The organism is Thiomicrorhabdus marina, from assembly GCF_017571465.1.
In the GTDB taxonomy this organism is placed as follows: domain Bacteria; phylum Pseudomonadota; class Gammaproteobacteria; order Thiomicrospirales; family Thiomicrospiraceae; genus Thiomicrorhabdus; species Thiomicrorhabdus marina.
In genome coordinates this window covers 31,200-50,106 of sequence record NZ_JAGETV010000001.1, presented here as the reverse complement: position 1 = coordinate 50,106, position 18,907 = coordinate 31,200, and the positions used below count along the sequence as shown (strand labels likewise).

17 protein-coding genes are annotated in these 18,907 nt (G+C 45.1%); 12 read left to right on the top strand and 5 right to left on the bottom strand.

The window, feature by feature from the left end:
* The first annotated feature begins 57 nt into the window (after positions 1-57).
* Both J3998_RS00255 and J3998_RS00250 read left to right on the top strand, forming a co-directional pair.
* Complete coding sequence (locus tag J3998_RS00255) at positions 58-474, top strand: hypothetical protein (RefSeq protein WP_208146084.1); 417 nt, start codon at positions 58-60, stop codon at positions 472-474.
* Positions 475-582: 108 nt separating this feature from the next.
* Positions 583-1,023 (top strand): FKBP-type peptidyl-prolyl cis-trans isomerase, encoded by a 441-nt coding sequence (locus J3998_RS00250; RefSeq protein ID WP_208146061.1) that lies wholly within the window; start codon positions 583-585, stop codon positions 1,021-1,023.
* An 86-nt stretch (positions 1,024-1,109) separates the two neighbouring features.
* On the opposite strand, the gene J3998_RS00245 is transcribed toward J3998_RS00250, so the two are convergent.
* Complete coding sequence (locus J3998_RS00245; RefSeq protein WP_208146059.1) at positions 1,110-1,364, bottom strand: PP0621 family protein; 255 nt, start codon at positions 1,362-1,364, stop codon at positions 1,110-1,112.
* 256 nt (positions 1,365-1,620) lie between these two features.
* On the opposite strand from J3998_RS00245, the gene sucC reads away from it, so the two are divergent.
* From sucC to J3998_RS00230, 3 genes are all read left to right on the top strand, one after another.
* Complete coding sequence (gene sucC / locus J3998_RS00240; protein WP_208146057.1) at positions 1,621-2,781, top strand: ADP-forming succinate--CoA ligase subunit beta; 1,161 nt, start codon at positions 1,621-1,623, stop codon at positions 2,779-2,781.
* Between the two features lie 12 nt (positions 2,782-2,793).
* Positions 2,794-3,672, top strand: a complete 879-nt coding sequence (gene sucD, locus J3998_RS00235) for a succinate--CoA ligase subunit alpha (RefSeq protein ID WP_208146055.1) — start codon at positions 2,794-2,796, stop codon at positions 3,670-3,672.
* 155 nt (positions 3,673-3,827) lie between these two features.
* The gene (locus J3998_RS00230; RefSeq protein WP_208146053.1) at positions 3,828-5,453 is read left to right on the top strand and encodes an NAD+ synthase; all 1,626 of its coding nucleotides are present in this window, start codon (positions 3,828-3,830) and stop codon (positions 5,451-5,453) included.
* 92 nt (positions 5,454-5,545) lie between these two features.
* On the opposite strand, the gene J3998_RS00225 is transcribed toward J3998_RS00230, so the two are convergent.
* On the bottom strand, positions 5,546-6,442 hold the full coding sequence (locus J3998_RS00225) for an outer membrane protein assembly factor BamD (protein ID WP_243750520.1): 897 nt from the start codon (positions 6,440-6,442) through the stop codon (positions 5,546-5,548).
* A 142-nt stretch (positions 6,443-6,584) separates the two neighbouring features.
* Between J3998_RS00225 and rluD the strand changes: the two genes are divergently transcribed.
* Complete coding sequence (gene rluD / locus J3998_RS00220; RefSeq protein WP_208146051.1) at positions 6,585-7,628, top strand: 23S rRNA pseudouridine(1911/1915/1917) synthase RluD; 1,044 nt, start codon at positions 6,585-6,587, stop codon at positions 7,626-7,628.
* A gap of 3 nt (positions 7,629-7,631) precedes the next feature.
* On the top strand, positions 7,632-8,423 hold the full coding sequence (gene pgeF / locus J3998_RS00215; protein WP_208146049.1) for a peptidoglycan editing factor PgeF: 792 nt from the start codon (positions 7,632-7,634) through the stop codon (positions 8,421-8,423).
* A 5-nt stretch (positions 8,424-8,428) separates the two neighbouring features.
* Here the strand turns inward: pgeF and J3998_RS00210 are convergent, their stop codons facing one another.
* Together J3998_RS00210 and nadC are read right to left on the bottom strand one after the other, a co-directional pair.
* On the bottom strand, positions 8,429-10,444 hold the full coding sequence (locus tag J3998_RS00210; RefSeq protein ID WP_208146047.1) for a cation:proton antiporter: 2,016 nt from the start codon (positions 10,442-10,444) through the stop codon (positions 8,429-8,431).
* A gap of 42 nt (positions 10,445-10,486) precedes the next feature.
* Complete coding sequence (gene nadC / locus J3998_RS00205) at positions 10,487-11,338, bottom strand: carboxylating nicotinate-nucleotide diphosphorylase (RefSeq protein WP_208146045.1); 852 nt, start codon at positions 11,336-11,338, stop codon at positions 10,487-10,489.
* A gap of 142 nt (positions 11,339-11,480) precedes the next feature.
* Between nadC and ampD the strand changes: the two genes are divergently transcribed.
* Both ampD and J3998_RS00195 read left to right on the top strand, forming a co-directional pair.
* Entirely contained in the window at positions 11,481-12,035 is a 555-nt protein-coding gene (gene ampD / locus J3998_RS00200) for a 1,6-anhydro-N-acetylmuramyl-L-alanine amidase AmpD (protein ID WP_208146043.1), read from the top strand.
* 438 nt (positions 12,036-12,473) lie between these two features.
* On the top strand, positions 12,474-12,989 hold the full coding sequence (locus tag J3998_RS00195) for a flavodoxin (RefSeq protein WP_208146041.1): 516 nt from the start codon (positions 12,474-12,476) through the stop codon (positions 12,987-12,989).
* An 87-nt stretch (positions 12,990-13,076) separates the two neighbouring features.
* Here J3998_RS00195 and J3998_RS00190 read toward each other — a convergent pair whose 3' ends face one another.
* Positions 13,077-13,733: a histidinol-phosphatase gene (locus tag J3998_RS00190; protein WP_208146039.1), complete on the bottom strand. Its 657-nt coding sequence runs from the start codon at positions 13,731-13,733 to the stop codon at positions 13,077-13,079.
* A 182-nt stretch (positions 13,734-13,915) separates the two neighbouring features.
* Here J3998_RS00190 and J3998_RS00185 point away from each other — a divergent pair, with 182 nt between their 5' ends.
* The 3 genes from J3998_RS00185 (at position 13,916) to aceF (ending at position 18,898) form a co-directional block, all read left to right on the top strand.
* On the top strand, positions 13,916-14,398 hold the full coding sequence (locus J3998_RS00185) for an RNA pyrophosphohydrolase (protein ID WP_208146036.1): 483 nt from the start codon (positions 13,916-13,918) through the stop codon (positions 14,396-14,398).
* Between the two features lie 400 nt (positions 14,399-14,798).
* Entirely contained in the window at positions 14,799-17,459 is a 2,661-nt protein-coding gene (gene aceE / locus J3998_RS00180) for a pyruvate dehydrogenase (acetyl-transferring), homodimeric type (RefSeq protein WP_208146034.1), read from the top strand.
* A gap of 131 nt (positions 17,460-17,590) precedes the next feature.
* Positions 17,591-18,898 (top strand): dihydrolipoyllysine-residue acetyltransferase, encoded by a 1,308-nt coding sequence (aceF, locus tag J3998_RS00175; RefSeq protein WP_208146032.1) that lies wholly within the window; start codon positions 17,591-17,593, stop codon positions 18,896-18,898.
* Positions 18,899-18,907 lie beyond the last annotated feature (9 nt).

Sequence of the window (18,907 nt, the reverse complement as noted above, 5' to 3'; positions counted from 1 at the left end):
AGAGCAAATTTGCTAAGATGCGTGTCATTATTTTATTCAAGAAAAGAAGCACAGCTGATGAATGTGAGCAAACTTTCTAGCCTGACTGCTGCACTTGTTGCCACTGCTGTAATTAGCGGTTGTTCTGTGCAGAGCGGCGCTGCTAAGATTGAACAAGGATTTAACGCGGTCGCCAGTACTATTGATAAGTTGGATAGTCCGGTACAAAGCGAAAAAATTGCTGAAAACGAATTCCGTCTTTGGCAAGAGTCGAACCATAGTTTTAAAAGTTTTGAGTCAACGCAAATGCGCGTCCTTTCTCGAGAGTTGTGCCCAATCGGTTATTATCCTGTTTCTCGTCAGGCGCGTAGTAATAACGAGCTAAAAGGTTCTGATTTAGATTGTTTAGGCGGTTCTTGTCAATATACTCTGGAATGGCATATTCGTTGCCAAGATGTACCTGAAGAAGAGTTTAGCTTATTTGGCAAGACCTAAGAAGATCCGAAATTAATGGGTTTGGGAAAGTGTTTCCTTAAAGAGGAAGCACTTTTTTTATGCCTGAAATTTTATATTCTGTGAAGTTGATTTAGAGTGAAAAGCAATATGTCTAAGCCGTTAGCACGCGTTCAGGAAAACAGTGAAATCAGTTTGGTTTTCAAAATGGAGTTGCCGGACGGTACCTTGGTTGAGGAAGCCACTGATAACGAGCCTTTTCGTTTTCGTTTGGGTGAGGGCGAGTTTCTAGATAAATTGGAAGATATGTTAGTTGGTCTAGAAGTCGGAACGACTGCGAAATTAACATTGTCGCCGGAGCGTGCTTTCGGCGCTTCGAATCCGGAAAATGTGCATGAAATGCCGCTAACTTCTTTTCCCGCTGAAATGCCGCCGGAAAAAGGGCAGGTGATCGGTTTTAACACTCCTACAGGTCAAGAAGTACCGGGCACAATTGTTGAAGTAAAAGCTGATACTGCGGTAGTGGATTTTAATCATCCTCTCGCCGATGCAACTATTATCCTTACCGCTAAGATTGCAGAGATTCATTAAAGTAGCATCGCTGTACCGAAAGCTTATAAAAATAAACCCGGGTTAAATACTTGGGTTTTTTTATGGCTTAAGAATGGAGTTCGTGTTTACTCATTATCTACAAATTGTTGTAGGTGCTTCTTAGAGCAGAAACATTTGTCCTCTACGCAAAGTGCCTGAGATTCGGGTAGATAAGTTTGGCAGATTTCGCAGCACACCATTTTTTCATTCCCTTGTGCATTCTTTTGCGTTTTTTTCTGAGCAAGCTGTTGTTCGAATTTTTTTTGTTGGCGACCGCGAATAACCGCCATCACCAATAAAAACACCACGATAACAATCAAGAATAAAAATATTGAGCGCAAGATGCTCTCCTAAGCAAACTAAAATTTGTGACTATTCTAGCACTACCGAAAGCATCATTTTTACTGTGCTTGTGAAAAGCGGAATTTTCGCTAAAAAAACCGGACAAAAGCCGGTTAAAACCCCAATCAATGATGCAAATTCATTACAAAAATCTTACAATAGCGGCATTTTTAACAGCACCAAATTGGCAGGCCCTCCTGCAAATGAATTGCTCTGGTGTTGCGATAGCCAAAAGAGTTTGGAGAACACAGCAAAATGAATCTACACGAGTATCAAGCCAAGGCGTTGTTTACGCAATATGGCATCAACGTCCCGAAAGGGGAGTTAATTGACGATTTAGCGCAGTTGCCTGATGCTATGCAAAAAGTCGGTTCTGATGCTTGGGTAGTGAAAGCGCAAATCCATGCCGGTGCTCGCGGTAAAGCGGGAGGCGTTAAGCTGGTAAAAACTGCCGAAGAAGCGCAGCAAGTTGCATCTGAACTGTTAGGCTCAAAATTGGCAACCATCCAAACAGCGGGCAAAGAACTACCAATTAACTCGCTGCTAATTGAAGAAACGCTGAATATTGAAGAAGAGTTGTACCTAAGTCTTTTGGTTGATCGTGTTGAGCGCAAGCACACCTTTGTGATTTCTGCTGCCGGTGGTATGGATATCGAAGAGGTCGCGGAAACTTCTCCAGAGAAAATTTTCACTGTGCATATTGACCCAACCGTTGGTGTCATGCCGTACCAGTGTCGTGAAGTCGGTTTTGCGTTAGCTCTAAAGGCGGAAGCTTTCAAACAGCTTGGTCAGCTAATGAATAAATTCTATAAGTTGGCGCTGGACAAAGATGTTTCGCAGCTTGAAATCAATCCGTTGATTCGTACCGCTGAAAACAATCTGGTGGCATTGGATGCAAAAGTGAATATCGATTCAAATGCACTGTACCGTCAGCCTGAATTGGTTGCGATGCGCGACTTCTCGCAAGAAGACGAGCGTGAGGCAAAGGCATCTGAGCACCAACTGAACTATATCGCCCTAGATGGTGATATTGGTTGTATGGTTAACGGAGCTGGTTTAGCAATGGCGACCATGGATTTGATTAAGCTGAATGGTGGTTCACCGGCTAACTTTTTGGATGTTGGCGGCGGTGCAACACCGGAACGGGTTGCGGAAGCCTTTAAGCTGATTCTGTCTTCTTCAGAGGTAAAATCGATTTTGGTCAATATCTTCGGCGGCATTGTGCGTTGTGATTTGATTGCCGAAGGCATTATTCAAGCGGTGCAAGAAGTGGGGCTGGAAATTCCGGTGGTCGTGCGTCTAGAAGGCACCAATGTTGAGCTAGGTAAAGAGAAATTGGCGACTAGCGGTTTAAGTATCGTTAGTGCAGATGGCCTGGCGGATGCGGCGAAAAAAGTAGTGGAATTGGCGAAGTAAGGTAGATTTGAAATGAGTATTTTAATTAAGAAAGACACCAAAGTCATTTGCCAAGGTTTTACCGGTAAACAAGGAACTTTCCATTCTGAACAGGCGATTGCCTACGGCACCAAAATGGTGGGGGGCGTAACTCCGGGCAAAGGTGGCCAAACTCACTTAGGTCTTCCGGTTTTTAATACCGTTAAAGAAGCCGTTGAAAAAGCCGGTGCAGAAGCGTCAATGATTTACGTGCCACCTGCTTTTGCGGCGGATTCAATTATCGAAGCCATCGATGCCGGTATTAAAGTGATTACTTGTATTACCGAAGGGATTCCGGTTGCCGATATGTTGAAAGTACGTGCAGTATTGGAAAAATCGGACGCTTACCTAATCGGGCCAAACTGTCCGGGGCTTATTACTCCAGGCGACAAAGGTGAAGGCTGTAAAATCGGTATTATGCCAGGGCATATTCATTTGCCGGGTAAAATAGGGATTGTGTCACGCTCCGGTACTTTAACCTATGAAGCGGTTCATCAAACTACCACTAATGGTTTGGGTCAATCGACTTGTGTTGGTATTGGTGGTGACCCGATTCAAGGCATGAATTTTATCGACTGCCTGCGTTTGTTCCAAGACGATCCGCAAACCGAAGGAATTATCATGGTCGGCGAAATCGGTGGTCAAGCTGAAGAAGACGCGGCTGAGTTCATTGCGGCGAATGTGACCAAGCCAGTGGTGGCTTATATTGCCGGTGTTACCGCGCCTGCTGGTAAACGTATGGGGCACGCCGGAGCGATTGTTTCAGGTGGTAAAGGCACTGCGGAAGCGAAATTTGCGGCACTGCGTAAAGCCGGTGTCACCGTGGTCGATTCTCCGGCTGATCTTGGCTCGGCAATGGTTAAAAACTTCTAATCGTTTTTTAACACCAAGAAATAACCCTTCACTCTGTTTGCGTCGCGTGCTTAAATCTATTCCATCGTGGCGCAAATAACTGTTTCTAAAACAGGCAATATCTTTTACTAAATACTTATCAAAACTCGCACTAGCGCGTTGATAAAGGACTCTGCATGACTGATACCGTTAAATTAATCATGGCGCAAATCAACCCGAAAGTGGGCGATATTCAAGGTAACGTTGATTTAATTCTAGAAACCCTAGAGCAGGCAAAACAAAAAGAGGCCGAATTGGTGGTGTTTCCGGAAATGACGATTACCGGCTACCCGCCGGAAGATTTGCTGTTACGTGACGGTCTCTATTCGCAGGTTGAAGCGGCTTTACTGAAAATTGTGAATGCTAGTCAAGATATTGCTTGTGTCATTGGTTATCCGATGATGGATGAGCTGGGTGAGCGCTTTAATATGGCGGCCTTTATCGCCGATGGCGAGTTGCTGGCGAGTTATGTAAAACAAAATCTGCCGAACTACAGTGTGTTTGACGAACAGCGCTATTTCAATTCCGGTAAACAGGATTGTGTGGTCAATTACAAAGGCATTAAATTCGGCATTCTAATTTGTGAGGACATCTGGAAAATTTCACCGGCAGCACAAGCCAAGCAAGCTGGTGCAGAAGTTTTACTGACTTTAAATGCGTCACCTTTCTCTCAGGAAAAACACCAAGATCGTTTGGATACTTTGGCACATCGAGTGAATGAAACTGGTTTGCCGATTGTCTATGTTAACCAAGTCGGTGGGCAGGACGAATTAGTGTTTGATGGCGGGTCCTTTGCTGTCAGCGCCGATAATGATGTCTGTGTGCAGGCGCCGGAATTTGTTGAAAACCTTTGTGAAGTCAATTTCATTAAACAACAAGATTCAGTGGTGATGGTTCCGGGTGAAAAAGCCGAATTATTTGCCGAGGAAGCACGAATCTATCAAGCATTGATTACCGGCGTGCGTGATTATGTTGGTAAGAATGGTTTTCCAGGAGTGTTATTGGGACTTTCCGGCGGAATCGATTCGGCTCTAACCTTGGCTGTGGCAGTGGATGCGCTTGGAGCTGAAAATGTTGAAGCGGTAATGATGCCGTTTCGCTACACCGCGCAAATCAGTCAGGACGACGCTGCCGAGCAGGCGAATATCATGGGGGTGAACTATCAGTCGATACCGATAGAGCCCATGTACCAAGCTTTTGAAATGTCTTTACAGGCAACGCTGGCAGTTGGTGAACCGGATATTACCGAAGAGAATTTGCAGGCACGAATTCGTGGCACTTTATTGATGGCAATGTCGAATAAAAACGGCAAAATGGTGCTTGCGACCAGTAATAAATCGGAAGTCGCGGTGGGTTACTCGACGCTATACGGTGATATGGTCGGCGGTTTCTCACCGTTGAAAGATGTTCCGAAAACCATGGTTTATCAGTTAGCGAAGTATCGTAATAGTATTTCTCAAGTCATTCCTGAACGCGTCATTACCCGTCCTCCATCCGCGGAATTGCGTCCAGATCAAAAAGATCAAGATTCCTTACCGGATTACGACAGTTTGGATGCGATGATTAAAGCCTATGTTAAGCAAGATATGTCACCGCAACAAATTGTTGAGATGGGCTATGAAGAGAGTGAAGTGCGTCGAGTGATTCGTTTGATTGATCGCTCTGAATATAAGCGCCGCCAGTCTGCACCAGGAGTGAAAATCACGCATCGTGCTTTTGGACGTGACCGCCGCTATCCGATTACCAGCGGTTATAAAGAATAAGTTTTGGTTTGCAGTTGCATACAAAAAAGGCGTTAAGAATGTTTCTTAACGCCTTTTCTTTTCAAAGCTCTCTAAGGAGTTGTGCTAAATGTTTAACCGCCGAATAGACCTTTAAAGCTATCGACAAAACGATCCCAGTAGCTACGATTCGGATTAGCGAGATCTTCCATGTCGTCATCAGTCGAACGGCTCACTTTAAACTTGTCTTGGTTTAAGGTGTAGACTTTTAGCGCGTCGTCTCGGTTCTGGGTCATGCCCATCTTGTCGTAGGAGTAGGCAAGGATTCGAATCGCTTCACCGGTTTCTGCTGCATTTGGATATTCCTCCAGAACGCGGCGAGCACGGTTTACTGCGGCAAGGTAAGCTTCGCGTTCAAGATAGAATTGCGCGACTTGAACTTGATGGCGTGCCATTTGGTTGCGTAGAATCAAAAGACGTTTTGAGGCTTGGCGCGCATAATCCGTATTCGGGTAGCGGTTAATCAACTCGACATAATAACCGTAAGCTCGATCCGCAGATTTGGTGTCACGGCTTGCAGGGTCGGTAATGAATTTATCTAGCCAACTACGCGTAATCGAATCAGCAGCCAAAGCTCGCAAGTAGTAAGCATAGGGAAGTTCTTGGTGTTTAGGGAATAAGCGCATGAACTCTTCCAATTCACGGATTGCTGATTCTGGCTCGTCATAACGGTAATAGGCGTAAGCCAGTTCCAAATATGACTGTTCCGCAAAATTGCCGTAAGGAAAGTAGGCTTTGAGTTTTTCATACTCTTCAATGGCGACATCCCATTGTTCAGATGCAAACGCTTCAGTTGCGTCTTCATAAAACTCGGCTACGGTTTTATCTTCATCTGGTTTCTCCACCAGGTTGGAAATTGTGGAACAGCCGGTAAGCGAAATGCTTGCCGCCAGAAGAGCGGATAACAACGTTTTTTTCATCATTCTTTTGTACAATACGACATAATCAAAAATTGCCGTCGAGTATATCATAAAATATTGCTTGGAAAATGGCTGAAAACGGGCTTTATTGCTTGCTTTAGGCGCCATGGAAATCCGCAGCATGAATAGCGGAAAAGCGCATATGTTATGTGTAAAGTAACAACTCGACTGATACTCAATTAAGGAGCTATTCTTGTCTGAACAGATAATGCAGATCACCATCCCGGAAGGGGCTATGAACCAGCGTTTAGACGCTATTTTGGCGCAACAGCTTCCAGATTATTCGCGCAACAGAATCCAAGCTTGGATTAAAGAAGGTCTGGTTGAATTGGATGGCAAGGTGTGTAAAAAGCCTCGCTATGCATTGTTTGGTGGCGAGCAAGTCAAGTTGACCGTCTTGATTGAAGAAAGTACTCGGATTGAAGCGCAGGAAATTAATTTGGACATCGTTTATGAAGATGATGCCATTATGATTATTAATAAACCTGTCGGCTTGGTAGTGCATCCGGGGGCAGGGAACCCAGATGGTACTTTAATGAACGGTTTACTGTATTACAATCCTGATTTACGGGAAGTGCCGCGAGCCGGGATTGTCCATCGACTCGATAAAGATACCTCTGGCCTAATGGTCGTCGCTAAAACCATTGGCGCACAAACGCATTTGGTAGAGCAATTACAACGTCATGCTGTAGAGCGGATTTACGATGCTGTTTTGGTTGGTAATCTTGCAAAAGGGGGGACGGTCGATAAACCGATTGGACGTAGTCCTCAAGATCGTAAGAAAATGGCGGTGCGTGAAATGGGCGGAAAACCGGCCATTTCCCATTATCGTGTACTGGAACATTTTCGTGCCCATACCCGTGTTCGCGTTAAACTGGAAACCGGCCGTACCCATCAGATTCGTGTACATATGGCGCATTTGGGTTATCCGCTAGTCGGTGATCCGGTTTATGGCAGTAAATTTCGAATTCCAAAACGTATGCACGAACAGTTTGTTGAATATTTGCGCGGTTTTCATCGTCAGGCATTGCATGCCGGGGCGCTTTCATTAACTCATCCGGTTAGTGGCAAAGTCATGAAGTGGCGTTCGCAGATGTCGGAAGATATGTTGGAACTGGTCGATATTCTGCGTGAGGATATTGAAGTCTTTGAAGAAGAACAGCTCGGTTACGACGAGTTTGACTACGATTATGGTGTCGAAGTTGAATGGGTCACTGACGAAGATATTCCAGAATAAACAATGTCATTCTCAATACCGCTTATTCATCCTAACTGGCAGGTTTCTCCTAAGATACAGGCATTGTGTACGACGCGAATAGGTGGTGTCAGTCAAGCTCCGTTTGCTTCTCTTAATCCTGCACTGCATGTGCAGGATGATTTGCAAGCAGTTCAACAAAACCGCACATTGATTGAGAGTTTTCTACCTGCTAAGCCTTTATGGCTGTCGCAACAACACACCACCGATTTACTCTATTATTCTGATTCTATTAATACACCGGCTGAGCCCGTAGCTGATGCAGCGTGGACTGAAAAGGCAAATCAGCCATGTGTGGTCATGACAGCGGATTGTATGCCTGTTTTACTGTGTGATAAAGATGGTTCATGGGTGGCTGCTGTGCATGCTGGTTGGAAAGGGTTGTTGAATGGTATTATCGAGCACTCTCTTCTGCAAATCTTGGCGGCTAAAAATACATCCATAAAGAATGTTCAAGCTTGGATTGGGCCGGCAATTTCGCAAGCTAACTTTGAAGTGGGCGCAGAAGTGAGAGAGCAGTTTGTTGCAAAGCATGGTTTCGCTGAAGATTACTTTTTGGTTACCGAAAATACGGGCAAATATTTGGCGGATTTAAACGGCATCGCTGAACAGATTTTGCGCAATTTAGGTGTGCTCAATGTTGAGCTGAGTCGGCTCTGTACTTACACTGAGCCAGAGCGTTTCTATTCTTATCGCTATGCTTGTCACCATTCTGATAGCCCGGAAAATACCGGCAAAACAGGAAGGCTAGCAACGATTATCTGGCTCCAGAATTAAACTTTTCAATTAGGCATGGAACCTGTTCTTAGATAGAACTCGGCTTTATCAACATCTTCAGGTAAGCCACTTAACACGACATGGTCGTTAACTCGAAGTTTAGTCTCCTTGGAAGGATTATCGCCACGAACATGGCCTCGCTTAATGGCATCGACACTCACTTGCAACTGCTCAAACGGAATTTCTTTCAAGCGTCTACCCACGGCAAAGCTCTCTTCAGTAATTAAGGCGCTATGAATAATCCCTTTCATCAGCTGGTGCGATTGCAACGGATTGGAAGGATTATCGTCCTCGCCCGGATAGAAGTTTTCCAGAATACGGTAACGGTCTTTACGGATAATACGAGTTTTGCGCAATACTTTACTTGGCGGCTGGCCAATCATTAATAGTAAATGCGATGCAAGCATAATGCTTGATTCGAAAGTGTCCGGGATAACCTCATTGGCACCGGCTTCAATCAAATCATTGACATGAGTGTCGTCTATGGTGCGTACCAAAATCGGAATATCTTTATCTAATTGGCGAATGGTGCGCAGGATTTTAATTGAAGCGTGGTAGTCGCTAAAAGTAATAATGACGATTTTGGCTCTTTCTAAACCGGCCGCATGGAGGATACTTTGTTTCGAAGCGTCGCCGTAATAGACGCTTTCCCCAGCCGCTCTCGCTTCGTAAACGCGTTTGATGTCCATATCCAGTGCCGAGAATAGCTCGTTTGAGCTATGTAGGAATCGCCCGACGGTCTGCCCGACACGGCCAAAACCGCACAAAATAACGTGGTTGCTAATGTGCTTGTTCTGTTCGGCAATGTCACTCTCAATTTGTTCGTGACTCTCGCCGTAACTGGTCTTATGCAGGAATTTAGCAATCTGACCATTAAACTTGACCAGAAATGGCGCAATTGCCATGCTCAATACAGCAGAGGTTAATAGGATATTGCCGGTGTCTTCAGGTAGCAGGTTGTAGGTAAAGGCAAGCGTCATTAGCACTAAACCGAATTCGCCGACCTGAGAAAGGGATAGCGAAATACGAGCAGAAACCCCGGGTTCTTTCTGAAATAGGCGCGAGACAAAATACAAGATTACCCCTTTGACCACAAAAATGGCTAGGGTGATCGCGAGCACCATTGGAAAATGATCGAATAGGATTTCGACAGAAATAATCATGCCGACCGTGACAAAGAACAGTCCTAAAAGTATGTCTTGGAAAGGACGGATATCTGATTCAATTTGATGGCGATATTCGGTTTCTGAGAGCATCATACCGGCGAGGAAGGCGCCAAGTGTCATTGATAATCCCATCTCCTCGGTGAAAGCAGCAGCTCCTAGTGCAACGGTCAAAACGGTGAGAGTAAACAGTTCTTGGGACTTAGCAGAAGCGACTTCATGAAATAACGGGCGTAACAGGTGGCGACCAATCAAGTGCATGATCACCACTACCATAATTCCTTTTAGAAAAGCGATGCCCATTGATGAGAGTAAGGCGCCATCTTCCCCTGAGCTCATAGCAAGGGTAGGGATTAAGATAAGCAATGGAATCGCCATGATATCTTGAAAAATCAGGATGCCGACAGTTGAGCGGCCATGACGAGATTGAATTTCGGATTGTTCGGTTAACTGTTTGATAACAATGGCTGTTGAAGAGAGTGCGAAGGCACCTGCAATCACGATATTAGTGTTGGTATCTAGACCGGCAAGATAGCCGATAAAATACACAACGACGGCTGTCGTCAGTACTTGAGCACTACCCATGCCGAATACTTGGCGTCGCATCGCCATCATTTGGCCGAGTGAAAACTCCAACCCGATTGCGAACAGTAAGAAAACAATTCCAAGTTCAGCAAGTAGAGCAATGTTCTCTTCTTGCTCAATAAGGCTGAATCCATGCGGGCCGACAATCATGCCGACAATGATATAGCCCAGAATCGGCGGAAAAGAAAGACGGCGAGACAGAGCTACTGTCGAAACGGCAATCGCTAATAGAATAACAGTGTGAAATAGCAGGTGTTCTTCATGGACAGGCATTCGGTCAATCCGTTTCTGGGTAATTTATTTTAAGGGAACGATCTATTCAGCAATATCCATATTAAAACGCATGGAAAGATCGATGGCGCGAATATGTTTCGTTATTGCTCCGGTGGAAATAAAATCAACGCCGGTTTTTGCTATTGCAGCTAAATGTTGGATTTCAACATTACCGGAAACTTCCAATTTAGCCGCGTTTTGCACCATTTCGACGGCTTGTTGCATCATCTCTAAACTAAAGTTGTCTAGCATTATGATATCTGCACCAGCTTGTAGAGCCTGCTGAACTTCATCAAGGTTTTCGGTTTCCACCTCAACCTTTACACCGGGAAAATCTTGCTTTGCGGTGGTTACAGCATTCTCTATGCCACCGGCTGCCATAATATGATTTTCTTTAATTAGAATCGCATCGAATAAACCAATGCGATGATTGGTGGCGCCGCCGCAGGCGACAGCATATTTTTGTGCAAGTCGTAAGCCTGGAAGCGTTTTACGGGTGTCGAGCAAGGTGGTATTGGTATCGTGTAAATATTTCATGTAGGCGGCAGTAGTGGTTGCTGTCGCCATCATTGTTTGTAGAAAGTTTAGTGCGGTACGCTCTGCCGTTAGAATATGGCGCGCTGAGCCGGTTATTTCGCACAGGGTTTCATCGGCATCAATGCTTGCGCCTTCCTCTTTCAGCCAGTGAATTTTGATAGATTCGTCTACCTGACGAAAAACTTCATCAAACCAAGGGCGGCCACAGAGAACGGATTCTTCTCGGCACACGATTTTTGCATGTGCCTGATTGCTCTCCGGTATCAAACTAGCAGTTAAGTCACCATCTTTAATGTCTTCATTAAGTGCTTGTTTAACGGTAAGTTCTATATCTTCAAAGTAATTGATGTCAGTCATGAGGTTTTTGTCTGTTCGTTTTTTACATACAGGGTTTTTAGATTTTGTTTCTTACTGAAACATCAACCCTCTAAAATGAGCATGATTATACAGAATTACAATTATACTATTGGCATTGTTACGAGGGATTTTAAGAAAAATTATGCAAGTACTCGCGGATTTAGGTTTATTAGACAAAGCTGAATATATTCCCAGCCCAAACGCTGATTTGCGCCCGGATGAAGCGGATTTATCGCTAATAGTCGTGCATGGGATTTCCTTACCTCCGAATCACTTCGGTGGGCCGGAAGTCGAACAGTTGTTTACCAATCAGCTTGACCCGAAAGCCGATCCGTATTTCGAGATGATTAAGGATCTGCGGGTTTCAGCCCATTTATTTATTCGTCGTGACGGCTCCATTATTCAGTTTGTGCCTTTTCATAAACGTGCTTGGCATGCGGGTGTTTCTGATTTTAACGGTCGTCCGAAATGTAATGATTTTTCGATTGGAATCGAATTGGAAGGCACTGACCATACTTTATATACGGCGATTCAATATGAATCTTTAGCGGCGTCAATTAAAGCGATTTGGAAGGCTTATCCGCAGATTCCGAAAACGGCTGTGGTCGGTCACTGCGATATTGCTCCGAATCGCAAAACAGATCCGGGGCGATACTTTCTTTGGTCGGCCTTGCGAAGAATGTTGGAAAGCGCGTAAAGTCCAGCGGTTATTGATTTTGAATAGGCGTCGTAGCGTTGTTTTGTTTTATTCTAGGCAAAATGTTGAATTAACTACGCGGTCCAGCCATCTCGTTGCAGTTTACTAGAGGCTTTGTCATCCGCATTTTTTGGGGTGAATTTTAAGCAGTCGTCACCGGAAGTCTCCAAGACAACTTGGCTAGGTATTTTGGCGGTTTTAAAGCCAAATGCCTTACAGCCTCTTGGGTTGGCAGGCTCCCAAGTGATATAAAAATACTTGCATTGAAAACAGTCGACGGGATTAGTTTTTTTCATCATTTCAAATAAAATTAAATGTCTGGACGGGGAATGTCACTATGCTATGATTGCGCCCAATTTTAACAGACTCTCCAAGTGGTTGTCTTGTTTGCAATAGACAGTCACTGGTTACCTTATATTGCAGATAAAGGATCTAAACATGAGCAAAGTTGGCTTATTCTACGGAACGGATACAGGTAATACCGAACGTGTTGCAGATTTAATTAAGCAAAAAATGGGTGCGGACTTGGTAGAAGTGCATGATGTTGCAACTGCCAGCGCCGATGATTTTGCTAAATATGACAAGATCATTCTTGGTCAACCGACTTGGTACTATGGTGAGTTGCAAAGTTCTTGGGATGATTTTTGGGAAGATTTTAAAGGTATCGATTTTACCGGTAAAACCGTGGCCTGTTTCGGTTTAGGTGACCAAGCGGATTACTCGGAATATTTCTTGGATGCAATGGGCTTGATGCATGACATTGCGGTTGAAAACGGAGCGATACCAGCAGGTTATACCTCGACTGACGGTTTTGAGTTTGATGAATCTAAAGCGGTGACAGAAGATGAAGAGTTCTTTGTCGGTTTAGGTATCGATGAAGATCAGCAGCCGGAATTAACCGATGCACGCATCGATGCTTGGGTTGAGCAAGTTAAAGAAGAGTTTGAGCTCTAATTTTTGCTTCAATCTATAAAAAATACTGTTTAAGGAAAAGCACCGTTTAAGGTGCTTTTTTGTTGAGGATTGACGCGAGAAAGTAAATTAGTCTCGTAAGGTGATACACTCCCAGCCTTGTTCCTTGGCATAAGCAAGCAGCTTATCATCGCCGTCAACCACGACCGGATGCTCAACCAGTTTTAATAACGGTAAGTCATTGTGTGAGTCCGAATAGAAATAACTGCCTTGTAAATCTTTACCGTTTTCCGCTAACCATTCATTTAAACGAACCACTTTGCCATCCTGAAAAGTCGGCGTTCCAGCTACTTCGCCAGTATAGCGGTCATCAATAATTTCACCTTCTGTACCAAGCAAAACCTCAATGCCGTAGCGTAAACCGATAGGGCGAGTAATAAAGGTGTTGGTGGCGGTGATAATCATCACATCGTCACCTTGTTGCTTGTGTTTCTCGACCAGTGCCAGTGCTTTTGGCAAGACAATCGGCTCGATAAATTCAGCCATAAATTGCTGATGCCAATCAGCAAGGGTTTCCATACTTTGCTTGCTTAACGGCTCTAAGGCAAAACGTTGATAGGCATAGATGTCTAAGGTACCGGCTTTATAGTCTTCATAGAACTGGGCATTGGTCGCAGCAAATGCTTCACCGTCAACAAACCCTTTGCTGACCAAGAATTCGCCCCAAAGATAATCGCTGTCATTGCCAATCAAGGTATTGTCTAAATCAAAAATTGCCAAGGCCATGTGGTTTTCCTAAAGCTGCTTGTGTTCAAATTGTCGCTCATCGTAGCGTAAAGTGTGTTTTTGTCAATTATTGATATTTGTATCCTAAGACAATGCTGTGAAACTGTATTTTTGAATTGAAAATTTAACGATTTTTCGGCACTATTACATTTAATTAGAATTTACTGGAATTTAACTTTTAAATGATTGACCAAGATGGCTATAGACCCAATGTTGGGATTATTATCGTAAATAAGGAAGGTAAGCTGTTTTGGGGAAAGAGAGTTCATCAAGATGCGTGGCAGTTTCCACAGGGAGGAATCCGTGAGAATGAAACGCCACAACAAGCGGTCTTTCGTGAATTGAAAGAGGAAGTGGGGCTGGAGCCATGCGATGTACGCGTTTTAGGGCGTACTGACGATTGGCTCTGTTATGACCTGCCTAAACATCTCATTCGCCATAACAGCACACCGGTGTGCATTGGCCAGAAACAAATCTGGTTTATGCTTGGCTTGGAAAGTGACAATAATCGTATTGATTTGAATCGACATGACTCACCAGAGTTCGAGGCTTGGGATTGGGTGGATTACTGGCGCCCTGTGCAAGATGTCGTCAATTTTAAACAGGCGGTATATCACAAAGCACTGACTGAGCTAGAACACACAATTGATAAATTTTGGCTGTAAAGCCTTTTTGAAAGCCCCGAAAAGGGGCTTTCCTGTTTCTGCGGTGAGTTTTGAAACCTACCGTAACTAATTTTTATTAAGTAAATTGTCAGCGTTAAGCAAAAAGATAAAACAAAACAAAAACTTAGCTTTGTTAAGGGGCTGTAAGCGCCCGCTAGTCAGGCATATCACTGAAAACTTAAATAAAAAATGGTATCATGCGTCAACTTTTGTCTAACCGAAAAGCCTTGCGTCAGTACGCTAAAAACCGATTCGGTTACACCTGGGAAATACTAAGTAGCTGGAACCCTTGGTGTTCAAAATTGTTGGCAATGACGGTATGAACTACCGTTGTTGAACGACTTTAGGCCCACCCAGCACCTAAAGACAGAATTCCAACCCTATTGAGGAAAAATACATTATGAGCGAACAGTTTATAGATCAAGATCCACAAGAAACCCAAGAGTGGATCGATGCGCTAGAAGCCGTAGTCGAGTTTGAAGGCTCAGACAAAGCCCAGCACATCATTGCATCTCTAATCGAAAAAGCGCGCGTTCATGGAATCGATATTCCATATTCTGCGAACACTCCGTACATCAATACCATCTCAGTTGAAGAACAAGAAAATTATCCTGGTGATTTAACGCTAGAACACAAAATGCGTGCTCTACTGCGTTGGAACGCTATGGCGATGGTGGCGCGTGCCAACAAAACAACGAGCGTAGGTGGTCATATCGCTTCTTACGCTTCAAGCTGTACGCTTTATGAAGTGGGGATGAACCACTTCTTCAAAGGGCCAAAACATGAACTTGGTCAAGATATGGTGTTCTTCCAAGGGCATACTGCACCAGGTATGTATTCACGTTCTTTTATTGAAGGCCGCCTGAATGAAGAACAACTGAAGAGTTTCCGTCAAGAAGTAGACGGTAATGGCCTTTCTTCTTACCCGCACCCATGGTTGATGTCTGACTACTGGCAGTTCCCAACCGTATCGATGGGTCTTGGGCCGCTAATGGCAATCTACCAAGCTCGTTTCATGAAGTACATGCAAGCACGCGGTCTAGCACAAACTGACGGTCGTAAAGTCTGGGCGTTCCTAGGGGACGGCGAAATGGACGAGCCGGAATCACGTGGTGCGATTCAGCTTGCGAAACGCGAGAAGCTGGACAACCTAATTTTTGTTATCAACTGTAACCTACAGCGTCTTGATGGACCGGTTCGTGGTAACGACAGCATCATCCAAGAATTGGAAGGTATGTTCCGTGGTGCAGGTTGGAACGTAATCAAAGTAATTTGGGGTTCTGGTTGGGATCGTCTACTACAAAAAGATAAGACCGGTAAGCTGGTTGAGCGTATGGGCGAAGTTCCAGACGGCGAATACCAAGCCTATAAAGCGAAAGACGGCGGTTTTGTTCGTCAACACTTCTTTGGTAAATACCCAGAGACGGCTGAATTAGTTAAAGATATGACTGATGATGAAATCTTCGGTCTGACTCGTGGTGGTCACTCTCCTCGAAAGATTTACAATGCCTATAAGCGTGCGACCGAGCACAAAGGTCAACCAAACGTAATCCTAGCGAAAACCGTTAAAGGTTACGGTATGGGTAAATTTGGTGAAGCGGCAAACACGGCTCACCAACAGAAGAAACTGGATAAAGACGGCCTGAAATACTTTCGTGACCGTTTCTCGGTACCGGTTTCTGACGAAGCGCTAGAAAAAGACATTCCTTTCTATCGTCCAGATGAAAACTCTGAACTAATGAAATACATGAAAGAGCGTCGTGAAGTGTTAGGTGGTGATATGCCATCGCGCGCAGATAACGCTGAACCGCTTCCTGTTCCTGAACTGTCTACTTTCAAAATGCTGACCGAAGGGACTGGTGAGCGTGAAATGTCGACTACCATGGCATTCGTTCGTATTATCTCAATCCTACTTCGTGATAAGACGCTTGGGCCACGTGTTGTGCCAATCATCCCAGATGAAGCGCGTACATTCGGTATGGAAGGTCTATTCCGTCAAGTCGGTATTTACGATCCAGCGGGTCAGTTATATGAGCCAATGGATGCTGACCAACTGATGTGGTACAAAGAATCTGCCAACGGTCAGGTATTTGAAGAAGGTATCAACGAAGCCGGTTCGATGGCGAACTGGGTTGCTGCGGCGACGGCTTACGCGAACTACGGCGTTAGCATGATTCCTTTCTACATCTACTACTCAATGTTCGGTTTCCAACGTATCGGTGACTTGGCATGGGCAGCCGGTGATTCACGTGCACGCGGTTTCCTAATCGGTGGTACGGCAGGTCGTACAACGCTAGAAGGTGAAGGTCTTCAGCACCAAGATGGTCACAACTTGATCCAGTTCGATCACGTTCCTAACTGCCTTTCTTACGATCCGACTTTCGCGTATGAAATGGCAGTCATTATCCGTGATGGTATTCGTCGCATGTTCCATAACAAAGAAGACGTTTATTACTACATCACCGGTATGAACGAGAACTACAGCCATCCAGCGATGCCGGAAGGTTCTGAAGAAGGTATCCTAAAAGGGATCTACTCATTCAAGAAATCGGATTCTAAAGCGAAGAACAAAGTTCAGCTTATGGGTTCAGGTACCATCTTCCGCGAAGTTATCGCTGCGGCAGAAATGCTTGAATCTGAGTGGGATGTGGCGGCAGACATCTGGGGTGTTCCAAGCTTCAACTTGGTTCGTCGTGACGGTATTGAAGCAACGCGTTGGAATATGCTGCATCCGGAAGCCGAGCCTAAGCAAGCTTATGCGACTGAAGTGCTTTCTGGTTCAGAAGGCCCGTTCATCGCAGCGACTGACTATATTCGTGACTACGCTGAGCGTATTCGCCAATATGTTCCAGGTGATTATTATGTATTGGGTACAGACGGTTTCGGTCGTTCTGATACTCGTGAACAACTACGTAAGTTCTTTGAAGTTGACCGCTTCTACGTTGTGATTCAGGCACTGAAAGCACTGGCTGACGCTGGTAGCATCAAGTCTGAAGTAGTCACAGAAGCAATGACGAAATACGGCATCGACGCTGAGAAAATGTACCCAGTATATGCCTAATAAATAAGCCGCTCCAAACTCCAATTTGGAGTGGCTTTTTATTATTCGTCTTGTTCAAAATACAGAATAATTAACGTTGGTTGTAACATGAGAAAATGGCTGCAACCGACTGTTTAGCAAGGAAAATTCCAATGGCTATCGAAAAAATCAATGTACCTGATATCGGTGATTTCGACTCAGTTGAAGTCATCGAAGTCCTCATCGCAGAAGGCGATGAAGTCGCGATTGACGACTCTCTAATTACCCTAGAATCAGACAAAGCAACCATGGAAATCCCGTCACCGGTGGCAGGGAAAATCACTAAGGTTGCGGTTTCTGTCGGCGATTCCGTTTCTGAAGGTGACTACATTCTAGATATCGAAGTCGTGGCAGGCGCAGCAGCACCTGCTCCGGCAAAAGAAGAAGTGCCAGCGCCAAAAGCAGAAACGCCTGCGCCAGCGGCGGCACCGACTCCTGTAGCCGCTCCAGCTCCAGTAGCGCCGGCGGCATCCGCTTCTAAACCGGTTAATCCACAAGCAATGGGCGCGTCTTTCCACGCTTCACCATCGGTTCGTTCTTTTGCTCGTAACTTAGGCGTAGACCTTACCCTCGTTTCGGGTACAGGGCCTAAAGGTCGTATCCAACAAACGGACGTTGAAGCGGCCATTAAAGCGGTAATGTCTGGTCAAGCAGCGGCTCCGGGCGCTGGTGCGACTGGCGGTGCCGGTATTCCGCCAATTCCTGCGATTGATTTCTCACAGTTTGGTGATACCACGACTGAAGAGCTTGGCCGTATTAAAAAAATCTCTGGTAAGTTCCTTCACGCGAGTTGGTTAAATGTTCCGCACGTTACTCAGTTTGACGAGTGTGACATCACAGAGATGGATCAATTCCGTAAAGACCAAAAAGCGGCCGCGGAGAAACAAGGTATTAAGCTAACCCCTCTCGTATTCGTAATGAAGGCAGTGGTTAAAGCGCTACAAGATTTCCCGAGCTTTAATGCATCACTCTCTGAAGACGGTCAATCGATTATCAAAAAACACTACTACAATATCGGTATCGCAGTCGATACGCCAAACGGTCTTGTGGTGCCAGTGGTTAAAGATGTTGACCAAAAAGGGATCTACGAGCTATCTCGCGACCTAATGGAAATCTCTGCCAAAGCGCGTGACGGCAAACTTGGACCAAAAGATATGTCTGGCGGCACTTTCACCATTTCGTCTTTGGGCGGTATCGGTGGCACGCAGTTTACGCCTATCGTTAATGCACCGGAAGTGGCAATCATGGGGCTATCAAAAGCGAAAATGCAGCCGGTTTGGAACGGTTCAGAGTTCGAACCGCGTCTAGTGATGCCGTTCAGCGTTTCTTACGACCACCGTGCCATTGACGGTGCCGAAGGTGTGCGCTTCACCACGACTGTGGCGAACTACCTATCTGACCTACGCCAGCTAATTCTATAAGGAAACCTC

What these genes read in the sequence shown, in the direction of transcription:
- J3998_RS00255 (WP_208146084.1), top strand. Translation starts at nt 58, where the DNA reads ATGAATGTGAGCAAACTTTCTAGCCTGACTGCTGCACTTGTTGCCACT.
- J3998_RS00250 (WP_208146061.1), top strand. Translation starts at nt 583, where the DNA reads ATGTCTAAGCCGTTAGCACGCGTTCAGGAAAACAGTGAAATCAGTTTG.
- sucC (WP_208146057.1), top strand. Translation starts at nt 1,621, where the DNA reads ATGAATCTACACGAGTATCAAGCCAAGGCGTTGTTTACGCAATATGGC.
- sucD (WP_208146055.1), top strand. Translation starts at nt 2,794, where the DNA reads ATGAGTATTTTAATTAAGAAAGACACCAAAGTCATTTGCCAAGGTTTT.
- J3998_RS00230 (WP_208146053.1), top strand. Translation starts at nt 3,828, where the DNA reads ATGACTGATACCGTTAAATTAATCATGGCGCAAATCAACCCGAAAGTG.
- J3998_RS00225 (WP_243750520.1), bottom strand. Translation starts at nt 6,442, where the DNA reads ATGATATACTCGACGGCAATTTTTGATTATGTCGTATTGTACAAAAGA.
- pgeF (WP_208146049.1), top strand. Translation starts at nt 7,632, where the DNA reads ATGTCATTCTCAATACCGCTTATTCATCCTAACTGGCAGGTTTCTCCT.
- J3998_RS00210 (WP_208146047.1), bottom strand. Translation starts at nt 10,444, where the DNA reads ATGCCTGTCCATGAAGAACACCTGCTATTTCACACTGTTATTCTATTA.
- nadC (WP_208146045.1), bottom strand. Translation starts at nt 11,338, where the DNA reads ATGACTGACATCAATTACTTTGAAGATATAGAACTTACCGTTAAACAA.
- ampD (WP_208146043.1), top strand. Translation starts at nt 11,481, where the DNA reads ATGCAAGTACTCGCGGATTTAGGTTTATTAGACAAAGCTGAATATATT.
- J3998_RS00195 (WP_208146041.1), top strand. Translation starts at nt 12,474, where the DNA reads ATGAGCAAAGTTGGCTTATTCTACGGAACGGATACAGGTAATACCGAA.
- J3998_RS00190 (WP_208146039.1), bottom strand. Translation starts at nt 13,733, where the DNA reads ATGGCCTTGGCAATTTTTGATTTAGACAATACCTTGATTGGCAATGAC.
- J3998_RS00185 (WP_208146036.1), top strand. Translation starts at nt 13,916, where the DNA reads ATGATTGACCAAGATGGCTATAGACCCAATGTTGGGATTATTATCGTA.
- aceE (WP_208146034.1), top strand. Translation starts at nt 14,799, where the DNA reads ATGAGCGAACAGTTTATAGATCAAGATCCACAAGAAACCCAAGAGTGG.
- aceF (WP_208146032.1), top strand. Translation starts at nt 17,591, where the DNA reads ATGGCTATCGAAAAAATCAATGTACCTGATATCGGTGATTTCGACTCA.